Origin of the sequence: Paenibacillus xylanexedens (genome assembly GCF_007676705.1) — a bacterium.
GTDB classification, from domain to species: domain Bacteria; phylum Bacillota; class Bacilli; order Paenibacillales; family Paenibacillaceae; genus Paenibacillus; species Paenibacillus xylanexedens_C.
In genome coordinates this window covers 1,838,674-1,852,485 of record NZ_VEBF01000001.1, presented here as the reverse complement: position 1 = coordinate 1,852,485, position 13,812 = coordinate 1,838,674, and the positions used below count along the sequence as shown (strand labels likewise).

General features: G+C 47.8%; 11 protein-coding genes. 7 read left to right on the top strand and 4 right to left on the bottom strand.

What is annotated here, in order from left to right; genetic code table 11:
• Positions 1-12 precede the first annotated feature (12 nt).
• Positions 13-771, bottom strand: coding sequence for an MBL fold metallo-hydrolase (locus FS628_RS08410; protein ID WP_145320761.1), 759 nt, complete (start codon positions 769-771; stop codon positions 13-15).
• A gap of 131 nt (positions 772-902) precedes the next feature.
• Here FS628_RS08410 and FS628_RS08405 point away from each other — a divergent pair, with 131 nt between their 5' ends.
• Positions 903-1,334: an Lrp/AsnC family transcriptional regulator gene (locus FS628_RS08405; protein ID WP_145320759.1), complete on the top strand. Its 432-nt coding sequence runs from the start codon at positions 903-905 to the stop codon at positions 1,332-1,334.
• Between the two features lie 34 nt (positions 1,335-1,368).
• Here the strand turns inward: FS628_RS08405 and FS628_RS08400 are convergent, their stop codons facing one another.
• The 3 genes from FS628_RS08400 to FS628_RS08390 form a co-directional block, all read right to left on the bottom strand.
• A complete protein-coding gene (locus FS628_RS08400) occupies positions 1,369-1,869 on the bottom strand; it encodes a hypothetical protein (RefSeq protein WP_145320757.1) in 501 nt (166 codons plus the stop codon).
• A 105-nt stretch (positions 1,870-1,974) separates the two neighbouring features.
• Positions 1,975-3,792, bottom strand: a complete 1,818-nt coding sequence (locus FS628_RS08395) for an ABC transporter ATP-binding protein (RefSeq protein ID WP_145320755.1) — start codon at positions 3,790-3,792, stop codon at positions 1,975-1,977.
• Positions 3,785-5,527 (bottom strand): ABC transporter ATP-binding protein, encoded by a 1,743-nt coding sequence (locus FS628_RS08390; RefSeq protein ID WP_145320753.1) that lies wholly within the window; start codon positions 5,525-5,527, stop codon positions 3,785-3,787. Before FS628_RS08390 ends, FS628_RS08395 begins: the two co-directional genes overlap by 8 nt.
• A 351-nt stretch (positions 5,528-5,878) precedes the next feature.
• On the opposite strand from FS628_RS08390, the gene FS628_RS08385 reads away from it, so the two are divergent.
• The 6 genes from FS628_RS08385 (at position 5,879) to FS628_RS08360 (ending at position 13,805) form a co-directional block, all read left to right on the top strand.
• On the top strand, positions 5,879-6,802 hold the full coding sequence (locus FS628_RS08385) for an S-layer homology domain-containing protein (protein WP_145320751.1): 924 nt from the start codon (positions 5,879-5,881) through the stop codon (positions 6,800-6,802).
• A gap of 1,047 nt (positions 6,803-7,849) precedes the next feature.
• Positions 7,850-8,821 (top strand): ABC transporter permease, encoded by a 972-nt coding sequence (locus FS628_RS08380; RefSeq protein ID WP_145320749.1) that lies wholly within the window; start codon positions 7,850-7,852, stop codon positions 8,819-8,821.
• A gap of 16 nt (positions 8,822-8,837) precedes the next feature.
• Positions 8,838-9,746 (top strand): carbohydrate ABC transporter permease, encoded by a 909-nt coding sequence (locus tag FS628_RS08375; RefSeq protein ID WP_145320747.1) that lies wholly within the window; start codon positions 8,838-8,840, stop codon positions 9,744-9,746.
• A 41-nt stretch (positions 9,747-9,787) separates the two neighbouring features.
• Positions 9,788-11,383 carry an extracellular solute-binding protein gene (locus FS628_RS08370; RefSeq protein ID WP_145320745.1) on the top strand — a complete coding sequence of 532 codons (1,596 nt, stop codon included), beginning with the start codon at positions 9,788-9,790 and terminating at the stop codon, positions 11,381-11,383.
• A gap of 49 nt (positions 11,384-11,432) precedes the next feature.
• Positions 11,433-12,719 carry an alpha-L-fucosidase gene (locus tag FS628_RS08365; protein WP_145320743.1) on the top strand — a complete coding sequence of 429 codons (1,287 nt, stop codon included), beginning with the start codon at positions 11,433-11,435 and terminating at the stop codon, positions 12,717-12,719.
• A 63-nt stretch (positions 12,720-12,782) separates the two neighbouring features.
• A complete protein-coding gene (locus tag FS628_RS08360; RefSeq protein ID WP_145320741.1) occupies positions 12,783-13,805 on the top strand; it encodes a carbohydrate-binding family 9-like protein in 1,023 nt (340 codons plus the stop codon).
• The last annotated feature ends 7 nt before the right edge of the window (positions 13,806-13,812 follow it).

The following is a 13,812-nucleotide window of genomic DNA, read 5'->3' as shown; positions in this document are numbered from 1 at the left end:
CTACGGTCTCACTTACGCTTCGAACTCAAAACTTTCGCCATCGCGTGGAATGAGCACCTGACCATCCAACTGCTCGGATGCCAGATAAGTGGCGAGATCCGTGCGAGACACCACACAATGGTTAATCGCATCCATGTGCACAGCGATGACATGAGCAGATGGTGCATGGCGCTTCACGGCTGCAACATCTGGCCCGTCCATTGTAATGGGATCACCCTCTACGAAGCGAGCTCCTCCGGTGTTTAGGACAATGACTTCAGGGCTGTATTGGCGAATAGCCTCGGCGGGTTCTTCACACCAGATGGTATCCCCGGCAATGTACGTGACAGGTTCTCCATTTGCTTCGAGTACAAAGCCGGACACCTTGCCCATACGTTCGCCGATTTCACCCGTACCATGACGCCCGGAAGTACGGGCGAATCGGACAGAGTGATGCTCATGCTTCTCATCTACAGCTGTTACATCCGTGAATCCAGCCTCCAGAAATACGTTCTCGTCCCCAGGCTGGCAGATCAGCGGGATGTCCTTGCGAAATTGCTTCGCTGCTGCCTCATCCCAGTGGTCCAGATGGGTGTGTGTGATAATCAACAGATCCGGATTCAGATAATTTGTTTCGATTTCAGGCAGACCGACTCTCGGGTTACGTAGCTCATTCGGTGTGTTTGGAAATGCAGGCATGACTTCAGCGTCCATCAACATCGGATCAACGAGGATATTCAGCCCTCCGAATTCCAGCCAGAGTGTAGCATGGCGAATCAATTGAATTTTCATTATATTTGCACTCCTTCCGGTTGTTTAATAGTATTACCCTATATGGTATACAACCCGTTTGACGTCGTACATAACTTGATGAATGGAAACAGGTTGCACTAATTTCACGGTGAAAGGATTGCTGAAGCTAAATGAATGAAACGATAGATCACACAGATATACGCATTCTGCAGATCCTGATCCGGGATGCCAAGCGTTCTCACAAAGAGATTGGTGAAGAGGTGCATCTTACAGGGCAGGCTGTCGGTGCAAGGGTGCGTAAGTTGCAAGATCTGGGTGTAATCGAAGGGTACACGGTAAAATGGAACCCCGAACGTGTAGGCCTCGGCCTACAGGCTTTTGTCACGGTTTTTCTGAACTCCGGCGACAGACATACCGCCTTTCGTGCATTTACTGCCGAACGTGAGGACATCGTTGAAGTCCACCGTGTCAGCGGAGAAGGCTGTTATCTGATGAGAGTGCAGACCAGTAACACAGAGCAGCTGGGTCAACTGCTAGAAGCGTTGCTGCCTTACGGCAATTACAAAGTCAGCCTGTCCATTGGTGTAGAGAAATCACAGTGATGTGTGGGAAGCTTGTCCTCATCCATCCCGATGCTCAAAGAGCTTGCTGCTGTTCCTGTAAAGCCTGCTGAAGCAAAGTCACTGCCTGATTCAGCTCTTTTTTGCTGAGCAGGTGATCGGTCTGAACGTGAGATCGTGTGCCGTCCTTCAGGTACAGGACGAACATGGGTGAGGTGGATAGTAGCCATTTACTACGGGCGGGTGAGGCGAGTTCAACTTTGCGAATCTGGCTCCAAGGAATCTTTCGTTTGCCAGTACGTATAGACTCATCATCCCAAGACAACAAAACAGCAGGGGTTCTGGTTAGTCGTGACAGGAACATGAAGAACAGCGGTCCGATCAACCACATGCCCAGTACGGCTGCGATGGAATAGTATATCGTCTCCAGTCTTTCGGCTTGTCCATCTACGATGATCCACAACAGGATCACGCACAAGAGAAGGAACAACAAGCATAGACTCCCTTTCCAGAGAGCCGTGCTGCGACGGTAACGAATCTGTTGACCGTCATGCATGGGTGTTTCAGGTTGTTGCATAGATACTCCTCCTCAAGAACATTGCCTGATCGATATGTCAAACGTGCCGCCTGCATGAGCAGAGCGGCATGTTCAACGTTCTTTGTACAATATAACTCAGGTTCATTACCCTGATATAGCTGAATTTTTACCTGCATCACGCGCATGGGTGTACAAATCGGCATACACGCCTTTGGCAGCGATCAGTTCCTTGTGCGGGCCTTCCTCCACAATTTCCCCATTCTCCATCACCAGAATTCGATCGGCGTGCATCACGGTGGACAGACGATGGGCAATGACGATGGTTGTGCGTCCTTGGGATACCGATTCCAGCGCTTGCTGTACGAGCTGTTCGGTATGTGAGTCCAGATTGGCGGTTGCTTCATCCAGAATGAGCACGCGAGGCTGAAACACCACGATCCGGGCAAACGAGATCAACTGCCGCTCCCCGGCAGACAGACCGCTTCCCCGTTCGGATAGATGCGTATCATACCCTTGAGGCAAACGTGAAATCATCGCATGTGCTCCGACAAACTGACAGGCTTCAATCGCCTGCTCTCTCGTAATATCCTCACGAAACATTCTCACATTATCAATAATGGAGCCAGAGAACAGGAAGGGTTCCTGTTGAATCAGACCCACGATACGATGAAGCTTAGCCTGCGGCAGGTGCCGGATATCGGTACCATCAATCTCGATACTGCCCTTATCTACATCATAGAAGCGATTGAGCAGGGAGATCAGTGTACTTTTGCCAGCACCTGTTGTCCCAACGATACCTACCATTTCACCCGGATAGAGGTGCAGGTTCATCTGCTGGATCAAGGGCCGATCTGCCCGATAACCGAACGATACATCATTAAAATCAATCTGCCCCATCACGTTCCGAGGTTCGAGTGACGAAGCCTGTTGAGGTTCGGGATCGGCCACTTCAGGCCGCGTATTCAGAATGTTCCAGATGCGATCCATCGACACAGTGGTCGATTGGAATGTATTCCATTGCATCGTAATCTGGTTAATCGGTTGAAAGAACTGACGAATATAGCTGATAAACGCATACAATACCCCGACTTGCAGGGACTCACCCAATACGGCGCGACCTCCAAGCCAGACCATCATGACCAGTGCCGCATTACCAAGGATATCAAACGTGCGGTTGAATATGACATTGGAACGGGCTTGTGCAATGTTGGCTTTCAGATGGAGTGCATTCTGTTCCGAGAAACGTCTCTTCTGTTCTTCTTCCTGGTGAAAAGCTTGAATCAGGAACATACCGGACAAGTTCTCTGCCGTAAATGCGATCAAACGGGAAAGACGCGTACGAGCATTTTGATAAGCTTTCCGCAGTCGACTACGGAATAATACCGCAACCACCGCAATGACAGGCAGCACGATCAGGGAGTAACTTGCCAGTACAGGATCAAGCTGGAACATAAAGACGATAATGAGCACCAGCATCATGCCATCTCGAATCAGACTGAGCAGTACTTGAGTGAAAAAGCTGCTGATGGTTTCCGTATCACTGGATACGTTCGTAACCAGACTGCCGATATGAAAACGGTCAAAGAAGGACATGGACATTTTGGAGATATGCTTGAACAGGTCCTTTCTGATCCGGGATACAATGTTCTGTCCCACATGCTGCAACAGATTATTCTGGATATAGGTAAAAATAAAACTGATGACAGCCAGCCCGAGAAAAATAGCTGCGAGTTGAACGAGAAAGCCCACACTGGTCTGGCCTATGGCCAGATGATCATCAATGGCGATCTTCACCAGATAGGGTTGCAGCAGATCTGCCGATATGCCAAGCAGTGAACAGAAGAAGATACCGGCAAAGGCCCATTTATGAGGTTTGGCGTATGCCATCATGGCCTTGAACGAAGTTCGTTTACTCTGATCGGCCTCTGGATCTGGGCGAAGTTCAGCGTTAGCGTTAGACATGATGCAATCCCTCCTCCTGCAAACGATAGGTTGCCGCATATAATCCCTTGGCAGCCATCAGCTGAGCGTGTGTTCCCTGTTCAGCAACTCGCCCTTCATCCAGAACGATAATATCGTCGGCATGACGGACTGCGCTGATGCGGTGAGAGATGATTAATGTGGTTTTGCCTTTGCTGATCTCACGCAGGCTGCGTAGAATACCACTCTCTGTGACAGCATCAACCGCGCTCATGCTGTCATCCAGAATAAGTAACTGTGCTTGCTTGATCAGTCCTCTTGCGAGGCTCGTTCGTTGACGTTGTCCGCCAGATAGCGTGAGCCCACGTTCGCCAAGTCGTGTATCGAAGCGGTCAGGAAATCGGACAATATTGTCATAGATCATGGCTTGGCGCGCACTATGCTCCACCGTATCCAGCGATACTTCCCGGTCGCTAAATGCAATGTTGTCGCGGATGGTTGTGCTAAACAGGAATCCATCCTGAGGGACATAGGCGATGCGGGATCTAAGGCTTTCGAGCGATAACTGCCGAATATCTGTACCATTGATGCGGATCGATCCTTCAGGTGGTTCATATGTACGCAGCAATAGCTTAACGAGGGTGCTTTTACCAGAACCTGTTTTGCCTACAATACCGACGGTTCGCCCGGCGCGGATATTCAGTTGAATGTTTTGGAGAGCAGGAGATGAACTGCCAGGATAGGAGAAGGTTAGATTCTCCATGGTGATATCTTGTACGGTATGGAGCGCTGTGGCTTCAGGAAGTTCACGTACATCAGCTACTTCGCTCAGCAGGTCATTCACTCGCTCCAGTGATGCCCCGGAGCGCTGGACAGTATTAATGACATTGCCGATCTGTTGAAGCGGTCCCATGATAATGCGCAGATATAACGTCAAGGCGACAAAACTTCCAAGTGTAATGGAATTCTGCATGGTCATAATTCCTCCAACAAGAAGGGAAACAACCAATGAGATCGCTCCGAGCAGCGGGAGCAAAGCCTGAAACAGGGAAGAAAGGCGAACAAGCCGCAGCTGCTTGCTCTTGATTGCATCGACGGTAGTTCCAAAGCGTGCACGAGCACTGTCTTCGATGGCAAATGTCTTGGTTACGCGAATGCCACCCAGCTGTTCTTCTGCGGACTCCGTCATGGTCGCAAGGGCCTCTTGTACGTCACGAGAGCGCTTGCGAATCCGGGGACCGAAAAACACGACCAGAAATGGAATCGCCAGCAAGGGCACAACACTGATCAGAATGAGCGTCAGTGGAATCCCGCTAAGCAGCATCATGACAATGCAGGATAACAGCAGGAAAGTAGCATTGGTCATGAGCGTTACGCCATTGGATATCGCTTCACGGACGGAAGTCACGTCATTCATGACATAACTGAGCAGCTTTCCGTTTCCCTGTTTGGAGAAATAGTGCTCACTAAGTTCGGAAAACTTACTGAAGATCCGCTCACGCGTCATGAACTCGAAACGTCGACCGAGCTTCATAATCATGAATTGCCCGGTACCGAAGAGCAGATTATACCCGATGGCAATAGCCAGAAGGGAAAGGCTGTACCTTACGACTGTCTGCATCTGAAGTGTATTCTGCATCAACTGGTCGGTGAAACTGCCCAGTATGCGGGGGAGGGATGCCTGCCCGACATTGGAGGCAATAATCAGAAGAACAGCAATCAGATATACAGGCCAGTTCGACACAACATAACCGCGAAGTAATCCTTTCTTGGACATAATCATTGTTCTCCTTTGGTATAGGTGAAGTCAGTTCAACAGGTGGAGTCAAGAAAAGGGCCGACACCTGGTTATTAGCGCGTCGTGCCCTCTTACTGTATGCGATCCGGTTTGGTGTTTATCCGTCATCCAATGGATTTCTCTATTCTTATTTTTGCGCTAATCCGAAAGGATGTCAACGAAGCCAGTTAGGTGATTTAGATTATCGGCGTTGGAGAAGAGTTGTATGCAGTGTTCCCGTGTTGTATTCACCAGATGTCGAAATGACTGAAACATTTTCTAAGGGTATCCCGTCTGTAGGAATGAAGAGGTAAAAAATAGGTTTTACTAATCATATGGAGGTGCCAGGAAATGAAACATAAAAAAGGATTGGCTGCAACGCTTGCGCTCTGCGTTTCTTTGACAGCAGGAGGTGCATCGGTACTCGCGTTTTCAGATGTGAAAGATGAAGGGCAGAAGTCGGTTGTCGATTCTTTGAAATCAAAAGGTATTGTTAACGGAGTGACAGCGGATCTGTTCCGTCCAGATCTTGCATTGTCCGAGCCTCAGGGTGTTCAACTGATTGTGAATGCATTTGGTCTGAAAAATGCATATGCTGCGTCTTCTGCGCAGGATAAAATTAGTCCGGACACTTGGTATGCTGACGCTGTTCAAGCGGCTACGCAAAACGGATTGTCTGTTCCGGTAGAAGTAAACCCGCAGGGTAAGATGACACGCGAGCAATTTGTTATTTTGCTTCATGAAGGGATTAACACAACCGGGAATTATCCGGTCATCATGAAGTATAATCTTGTTAAGGACGAAAATAAAATCGGTAAGGACGCCATATCTGCAGTCCAGAACCTGCTGAACATGAACATCATTGAACTGGATAAGGACGGTAATTTCCGTCCAGATCAGTCGCTTACCCGTATGGAGGCTGCAAGCATGATCTTCAATGCACTTGAATTTGTGGATAAACACGGCAATGGCGGCTCAGCAGAGCCAACTCCAACCACCCCAGGTGAAGGCCAGCAAGCGATTGTGCCTGAAGTGACAACGACGAAGGTTGATGACAAAACAACCAAAGTTAAACTCAGTGCTGAAATGCCTCACCCTGGTTATGGATTGAAGATTGATGATGTAAAATTGGAGAAGGATGGACGCGCTATCGTGCTCTATTCCATTATTCAACCTGATCCAGACATGATGTATCCGATGGTCATTACGAATGTGACTGCTGAAACGGATATCCCAACTGGATATACGGCAGAAGCTCAACCTTCTGGCAAGTAAATTCACTGCAAACCATATAAACTAAATGCTGTTAAACGGATATGTATCCTCAAACCCACCTTCCATATATGTATGGAGGGTGGGTTTTTCATTTGAGTTGAAGCTGTACATAGGCTTTTAACCGCTAAGAATACGGATTACATCCTGATGATGGAAAAGGGAAGAATGTTGAATTGATTCATCTCAGTCAAGTTACAGGACAACTATTCTTTGGATGATAATTTGAATTACATTTTGTGAAATTTTATTGTTCGTTTGTGTTATGTTAATTAACATAAAATCTCTAATCTATAAAATATATAATGGATATTTGTTAAGGTTATACAGCTAATTTGTGTTATTGTAGTGGCTTACACTATGGTCTTTTTCTAAAAAACCACAAGACTCAGTTTCCAAGTCTTGTGCAAAATCTACATATACGACTCGATATTCCCAGTGTTTAAAAGCATTTATGTATCCTGTAGGCAGAGATAAAAACAACATATATACGAAAGAGGGAGGAGAATTATAGAATAAGGGCAAGCCAATTACAGGCATGTAATATGCGATAGGTATATGGTAGATAATATGACACTTCTATTCAACATTTAAGTGGCTTTTCCTGGAGTATGATGCGTTTAGACATGAATACCATGGTCGGATAAGTATGTGGGTTTTGACTTTAAAGCCTGTTTTCTAATCTCCGTTTAGATCCAACATCTTTCCAAGTTCGTATGATACAACTCCAAATGACATCTAAAGGAGGGAAAAGGGTCAAATTCTACATGTTTTACTTCCCCAAAATGACAATGACAAGCTGATAACAAAAGTGTAAACCCCCGTTGTAACAGTATATTCCGTGATTTTAAGAGTGAAGATGGAAATGGCATATTTACGGATTCGGAAATGATCCATAAACTCAGTATGTAAGCGTTACCAATTAAGGAGGGAACAAAGCCGCTCGTCATGGAAACGCGGTTCGGAACTTCTTCCTTATATTTAAACAGGAGTGCTTGGCTCTTCCTCACAAACGGCCGGATTTTCATTAGAAAAGGAGGAAACAAACTGATGCAGCTAAATGGGGAGTCTCCCTCGACGCAAAACTTAGCGGTAAACACGATTCCGAACAGCAAGAAAAATAAATTATGGAGAAGGATGATTCGAAACTGGGAGTTGTATCTGTTTATCGCGCCAGCATTTCTATACTTTCTGATATTCCATTACGGTCCGATGTACGGTATACAGATCGCATTCAAAAACTTTATCCCGACACTTGGTGTCACGGGAAGCCCGTGGGTCGGATTCGATCATTTCATCCGTTTCTTCAATTCTTATTATTTCTGGGATTTACTATGGAATACCCTTAGCATCAGCTTGTATGAGCTGGCTATAGGTTTTCCGTTGCCGATTATTCTGGCGTTAGCGTTCAATGAAGTAAAGGACTCCTTTTTCAAACGTACCGTGCAGACCGTCACGTATGCACCGCATTTTATTTCGGTCGTCGTGATGTCGGGGATGATCATTACCTTTTTATCACCCTCGTCAGGCATGATTGTCAATTTGGTGGAGGCCCTTGGATTTCAGGCGCCTCAATTCCTGACGGACCCTGCGTGGTTCAAGACAGTGTATGTGCTGTCAGGAGTCTGGCAAAGTGCAGGCTGGGGGACCATTATTTATCTTGCTGCTCTCTCGGGTGTGGATCCGCAACTGCATGAAGCAGCTGTGGTGGATGGTGCAAGCCGCTTCAAGCGGATTCTGCATATTAACATTCCAGCGATTATCCCTACGATCACCATTTTGTTAATTCTGAATATGGGCAGTATTCTGGGCGTCGGATTTGAGAAAATTCTACTGCTGCAAAATCCGTTGAACATGGGTTCATCCGATGTCATCTCGACATTTGTCTATAGGTCTGGTCTGGTCGATGCGCAGTACAGTTTCTCTACGGCCGTTGGATTGTTCAACTCCGTGGTTAATGCGATTCTGCTCATTACCGTGAATCAGATTGCACGTCGCACCAGTGAAAACAGCCTGTGGTAAAAGGAGGGGGAAACACATGTCAACCGCAGTGAAAGAAAGCAGAAGCGATAAATTGTTCTTATTGTGCAATTACATCTATCTGACGGTAGCGCTCGTCATTGTGTTGTATCCGCTGCTATACATCATCAGTGCTTCAATCAGTGATCCCAAATACGTAAGCTCCGGTGAGATGTGGCTGCTTCCGAAAGGCATTACGTTTGAAGGCTATGCCCGGGTGTTTGAGAACACCAACATCTGGATTGGGTACAAAAATACGATCATCTATACCGTTGTAGGCACCATCGTCAACCTGATTGTCACGCTACCGGCAGCCTACGCGCTCAGTCGCTCGGATTTTGTGGGACGAGGATTCTTCATGGCTATGTTTATGGTAACGATGTTCTTCAGCGGAGGGCTTGTCCCAAGTTACCTGCTGGTTAAGGATCTTGGTATGGTGAACAGCATGTGGGCACTTATACTGCCAGGAGCTGCATCCATCTGGAATATTATCGTATGCCGTACGTTCTTCCAATCGACCATTCCCAAGGAGCTGCAGGAAGCGGCGCATATTGATGGGTGTACCAACACCCGGTTGTTCATCAAAATCGTGCTTCCGCTTTCCATGCCAATCATTGCAGTGATGGCACTCTTCTACGGAGTTGGACACTGGAACAGCTATTTCAGTGCCATGATCTATCTGAATGATTCCTCCAAGTACCCGTTGCAGCTCTTTCTGCGCCAGATTCTGGTGCTTCAGGAGATGGCGGCTCAAGGGGGTGGAGCGATTGATACCTCTTCAGCAACGGCGATGAATACCAAAGCGGAGATCGCTGCGCTAGTTAAATATGCCGTCATTATTGTTGCCACCCTTCCGGTTATTGCAGTCTATCCGTTCCTACAGCGTTACTTTGTGCAGGGTGTTATGATCGGTTCCGTTAAGGGATGATCTTAATCCATATACCACATTAAACAAGGGGAGTTGTTGTCATGAAAAAGCTTCGCAAGGCTTCATCCATTACACTCTGTCTCACCTTATTAGCAACATTGCTTGCAGCTTGTGGTTCAACCAATGAAGACGGGAGCACAACCTCTAATGTTGAAGGGGTCAAAAAAGAAGGCTTCCCGATTGTAGACGAAACGCTAACGTTGAAGGTTATGTCTCAGGATGCGGGTGTAGCTGACTGGAGCACGATGCCTGTGCTGCAAGAAATGGAGAAACTGTCGGGCATCAAGCTGGAATATCAGCTTTCACCGATCGACAGCTTTGAAACGAAGAAGAATCTGGTTTTCGCGAGCGGGGACTTGCCAGATATGTTCTACGCTGCAGATCTCAAGCCAGCTGAGCAGGTGACTTATGGAAGCCAGGGTATTCTGATCCCATTGGAAAAATACATTGACGAAGGTTATGCACCCAATATCAAAAAGATCCTCGATGAGAACCCGGATGTTCGTAAATCATTTACAACGCCTGACGGGCATATGTATGCACTCCCCTTCATCGACACGGCAGCTGTGTGGTACAGAGGCCCGATGTGGTACAACGGGGAATTCCTAAAGGCCCTTAACGTAGAAGAGCCCAAGACTACCGAAGAATTGTATACGTATCTTAAACGTGTAAAAGAAGAAGACCCTAATGGCAATGGCCAGCAAGATGAAATACCGCTTACTTCTGTAAAATTGGATGATCTCCGCATGTTCTTCTTCGGCTTCTGGGGAATGTACAACGAAGGCATCTATTCCGATAAAGACGGAAAAGTTCACTATCCATATCAAGAAGAAGGCTACAAAGGTTATCTGACATTCATGAACCGCTTGTGGAAGGAAGACTTGCTGGATCATGAGACCTTCTCACAAACAGGCGATCAGAAAAAAGCAAAAGGTGAAAGTAACAAACTTGCACTATTCAACGATTACCATCCATACTTCACGCTCGGTGGTGAACCTAGCACGGATCATCCGCTGATGACGCCAGTGAAGAGCGAGGTTGCAGACTCTCCTGTGTACGGCAAGCATCCGGGCATGTCAGCTCGTGGTACCTTTGCTATTACGAGCAGCAACCCGTCTCCTGAGGCGACGATGCGCTGGATCGACTATATATACAGTTACGAAGGTGCGACCCTGTTCAATCAAGGTCCTGAAGGCGTTCTGTGGAAATTCAAAGACAAGGAAAACCACGTGAAAGAGTGGCTCCCTGTTCCTGGCGGCGGTGATCGTGAGGAATACCGGGGTAAAATCACGCCAAACTTTGGTATCCTGACACCGGGCATTAATGATCCGGATGTAGCGAAAGGGCTTCGCACCGAATTTGATGAGTGGATTGACCAGCAGAATCAAGAGAAGTTGGTACCTATCGGAAAAGCCCCATTTCCTAACGTTTATCTGACGAATGAAGAGCAAAGCGAAGCAACCGCTCTATTGTCTGACCTGGATACGTACGTCAAGCAGATGGAAGCGAAGTTCGTGACCGGCCAGGAACCGCTTGATAACTGGGATAAGTATATTGCGCAGATGAAGAAAATGGGCAGCGACCGTATCGTCGAACTGTATCAGGGGGCATATGACCGCTGGAATACTGGAGAATGACCTAAAGATTTTTCACAGATAAGGACTCTCGAAAGAGGTGTGGACAGATATGCAGAAATGGTTTGAAGAAGCCAAGCTGGGGATATTCATCCACTATGGCATCTATGCTGTAGACGGGGTTGCGGAATCCTGGTCCTTCTATAATGGAAGGGTGTCCTATGAAGATTATATGAAACAGTTGGACGGTTTTACGGCATCGGAATTCAACGCGGAGAAGTGGGCCGACTTGATTGAAAAGTCTGGAGCCCGGTATGCCGTGCTGACAACCAAGCATCATGATGGCGTTGCATTGTGGGATACGCAGTATAGTGACCTCAATGTCGTCAAACAGACACCCGCGAATCGGGACATCGTGAGGGAGTATGCGGAAGCGATTCGGGAGAAGGGCATTCATCTGGGGATGTATTTCTCGCTAATCGATTGGTCGCACCCGGATTATCCTAGCGTGTATGAAGGTGGAAAAGTACCGGAGGATCTCAGTAGTGTTAACCGGCATTCAAGTCCTGTGGACGGCGTTCAAGATCAGGCAAAGTGGCAGAAGTTCCTGCAATTCAATAACCAGCAGCTGGAAGAGATTTTGACGAATTACGGAAAGGTGGATCTGCTGTGGTTCGATGGGGACTGGGAACGGAGTGCCCAGCAGTGGAATCTGCCGGAGTTCAAGCATTACCTGCAATCTTTCAATCCGGATATCATCATTAACTCCCGTCTGCAGGGTTATGGGGATTACAAGACACCAGAGCAGGGCATTCCGATTACAAGACCGGAGGGGCCCTGGGAGTTCTGCACCACAATCAACACATCTTGGGGTTATGTGCCGACAGATCATAAATATAAATCTCTGAATCAGATCATTCGAATGTTCTGTGACTGTATTTCGATGGGCGGCAATATGTTGCTGGATATCGGTCCCCGTGAAGATGGCACCATCGATAAGAGGCAGGAGGACATCCTGCTTGGGCTGGGAGCATGGATTCGAACCCATGAGGAGGCTGTCTTTGGAACGAGTGAAGGTATTATGCCCCGCTATTATCTGGGGGGAAGCACTATATCTGAGGACAGAAAGATATTGTACCTATTCGTGTATGACGATCCAAAAGAGAATGTGTGCATCAAGGGTCTCTGCAATCCGATCAAGAAGATAACCGTGCTGCATTCGGGCAAAGAGCTTAATCATGAGATTCATGGGGGTGTGCCTTGGTTCCATATCCCGGGGACAACGTGGATCAAGATGACCCCCGAGGACACGCATGAACAGGTGACCGTTCTTAAGCTCGAATTCGATGAGGAGCTGGAAATGTACGGCGGCTCTGGAGCCGTTGTCACCCATAACTAACCATTACGGGGAGGGCATATGCCGATAGATGCATGCCCTCCCTTACGAATTGGAGAGAGAGACATGAACAGAAGTGGAGTGCCGGAACCCAGGATTGAGTATGCTCCCAAACATTATATATGCAAGCGTGCGCAGGAACCGCTGGTGTTAGACGGCCGTGTGGATAAGGTATTTTGGGATGCGGCCCATTGGACGGATGATTTCGTTGATATCGAGGGTGATCTTCGTCCGAAGCCTGGGAAACAGACACGGGTAAAAATGCTGTGGGATGACGACTATTTCTACTTTGCTGCTGAGCTGATTGAAGATCAGATCTGGGCTACGTTGACTGAGCATGATTCCGTTATTTTCTATGACAACGACTTTGAGATTTTTATCGACCCCGACGGGGATTCCCATCAATATTATGAGTTCGAGATCAATGCGCTCAATACGGTATGGGACCTGCTATTGGTGAAGCCGTATCGGGATGGTGGACCTCCGGTCAACGGTTGGGATATCAGCGGTCTCAAGACGGCCGTATATATCGATGGGGAATTGAATAAACCTGGGGCTGATAACCGGAAATGGAGCGTGGAAGTCGCAATTCCCTGGACCAGTCTAAAGGAGTGCGCCGAAGGAAACCGTCCGCCTGCGCCGGGTGAGTTCTGGCGCGTCAACTTCTCGCGCGTGGAGTGGCAGACCGAGGTACAGGACGGTCAGTACCGCAAGGTGCTGAATCCAGATACGGGCAAACCTTATCCTGAGGACAACTGGGTTTGGTCACCCATGGGCATTATCAACATGCATTACCCGGAGTTGTGGGGCTATGTCGTATTTTCGGATGACGGAACAGATCAGTCCTTTGAGTTGCCGGAAGACGAACGAATCAAATGGGAGCTTCGCAGGCTCTATTACCGTGAACGCAATTATTATGAAACCCATGGTGAATTTACACAGGATGTGAAGCTGCTTATGGGTGAGGAATCGTGGAGCTGTGAGCCTGTAATTGAGACGACTCGCAGCCTGTTCCAGATTACTGTGCCTTCGTCGGATGGCACGGCCTTAATCTGTATTCGGGAAGACGGCAAGCTGTGGAAGGAGTGAGAGCACA

Excerpts from the sequence above, each read along its gene's own strand:
- FS628_RS08410 (WP_145320761.1), bottom strand. The coding sequence starts at position 771 with ATGAAAATTCAATTGATTCGCCATGCTACACTCTGGCTGGAATTCGGA.
- FS628_RS08405 (WP_145320759.1), top strand. The coding sequence starts at position 903 with ATGAATGAAACGATAGATCACACAGATATACGCATTCTGCAGATCCTG.
- FS628_RS08400 (WP_145320757.1), bottom strand. The coding sequence starts at position 1,869 with ATGCAACAACCTGAAACACCCATGCATGACGGTCAACAGATTCGTTAC.
- FS628_RS08395 (WP_145320755.1), bottom strand. The coding sequence starts at position 3,792 with ATGTCTAACGCTAACGCTGAACTTCGCCCAGATCCAGAGGCCGATCAG.
- FS628_RS08390 (WP_145320753.1), bottom strand. The coding sequence starts at position 5,527 with ATGTCCAAGAAAGGATTACTTCGCGGTTATGTTGTGTCGAACTGGCCT.
- FS628_RS08385 (WP_145320751.1), top strand. The coding sequence starts at position 5,879 with ATGAAACATAAAAAAGGATTGGCTGCAACGCTTGCGCTCTGCGTTTCT.
- FS628_RS08380 (WP_145320749.1), top strand. The coding sequence starts at position 7,850 with ATGCAGCTAAATGGGGAGTCTCCCTCGACGCAAAACTTAGCGGTAAAC.
- FS628_RS08375 (WP_145320747.1), top strand. The coding sequence starts at position 8,838 with ATGTCAACCGCAGTGAAAGAAAGCAGAAGCGATAAATTGTTCTTATTG.
- FS628_RS08370 (WP_145320745.1), top strand. The coding sequence starts at position 9,788 with ATGAAAAAGCTTCGCAAGGCTTCATCCATTACACTCTGTCTCACCTTA.
- FS628_RS08365 (WP_145320743.1), top strand. The coding sequence starts at position 11,433 with ATGCAGAAATGGTTTGAAGAAGCCAAGCTGGGGATATTCATCCACTAT.
- FS628_RS08360 (WP_145320741.1), top strand. The coding sequence starts at position 12,783 with ATGAACAGAAGTGGAGTGCCGGAACCCAGGATTGAGTATGCTCCCAAA.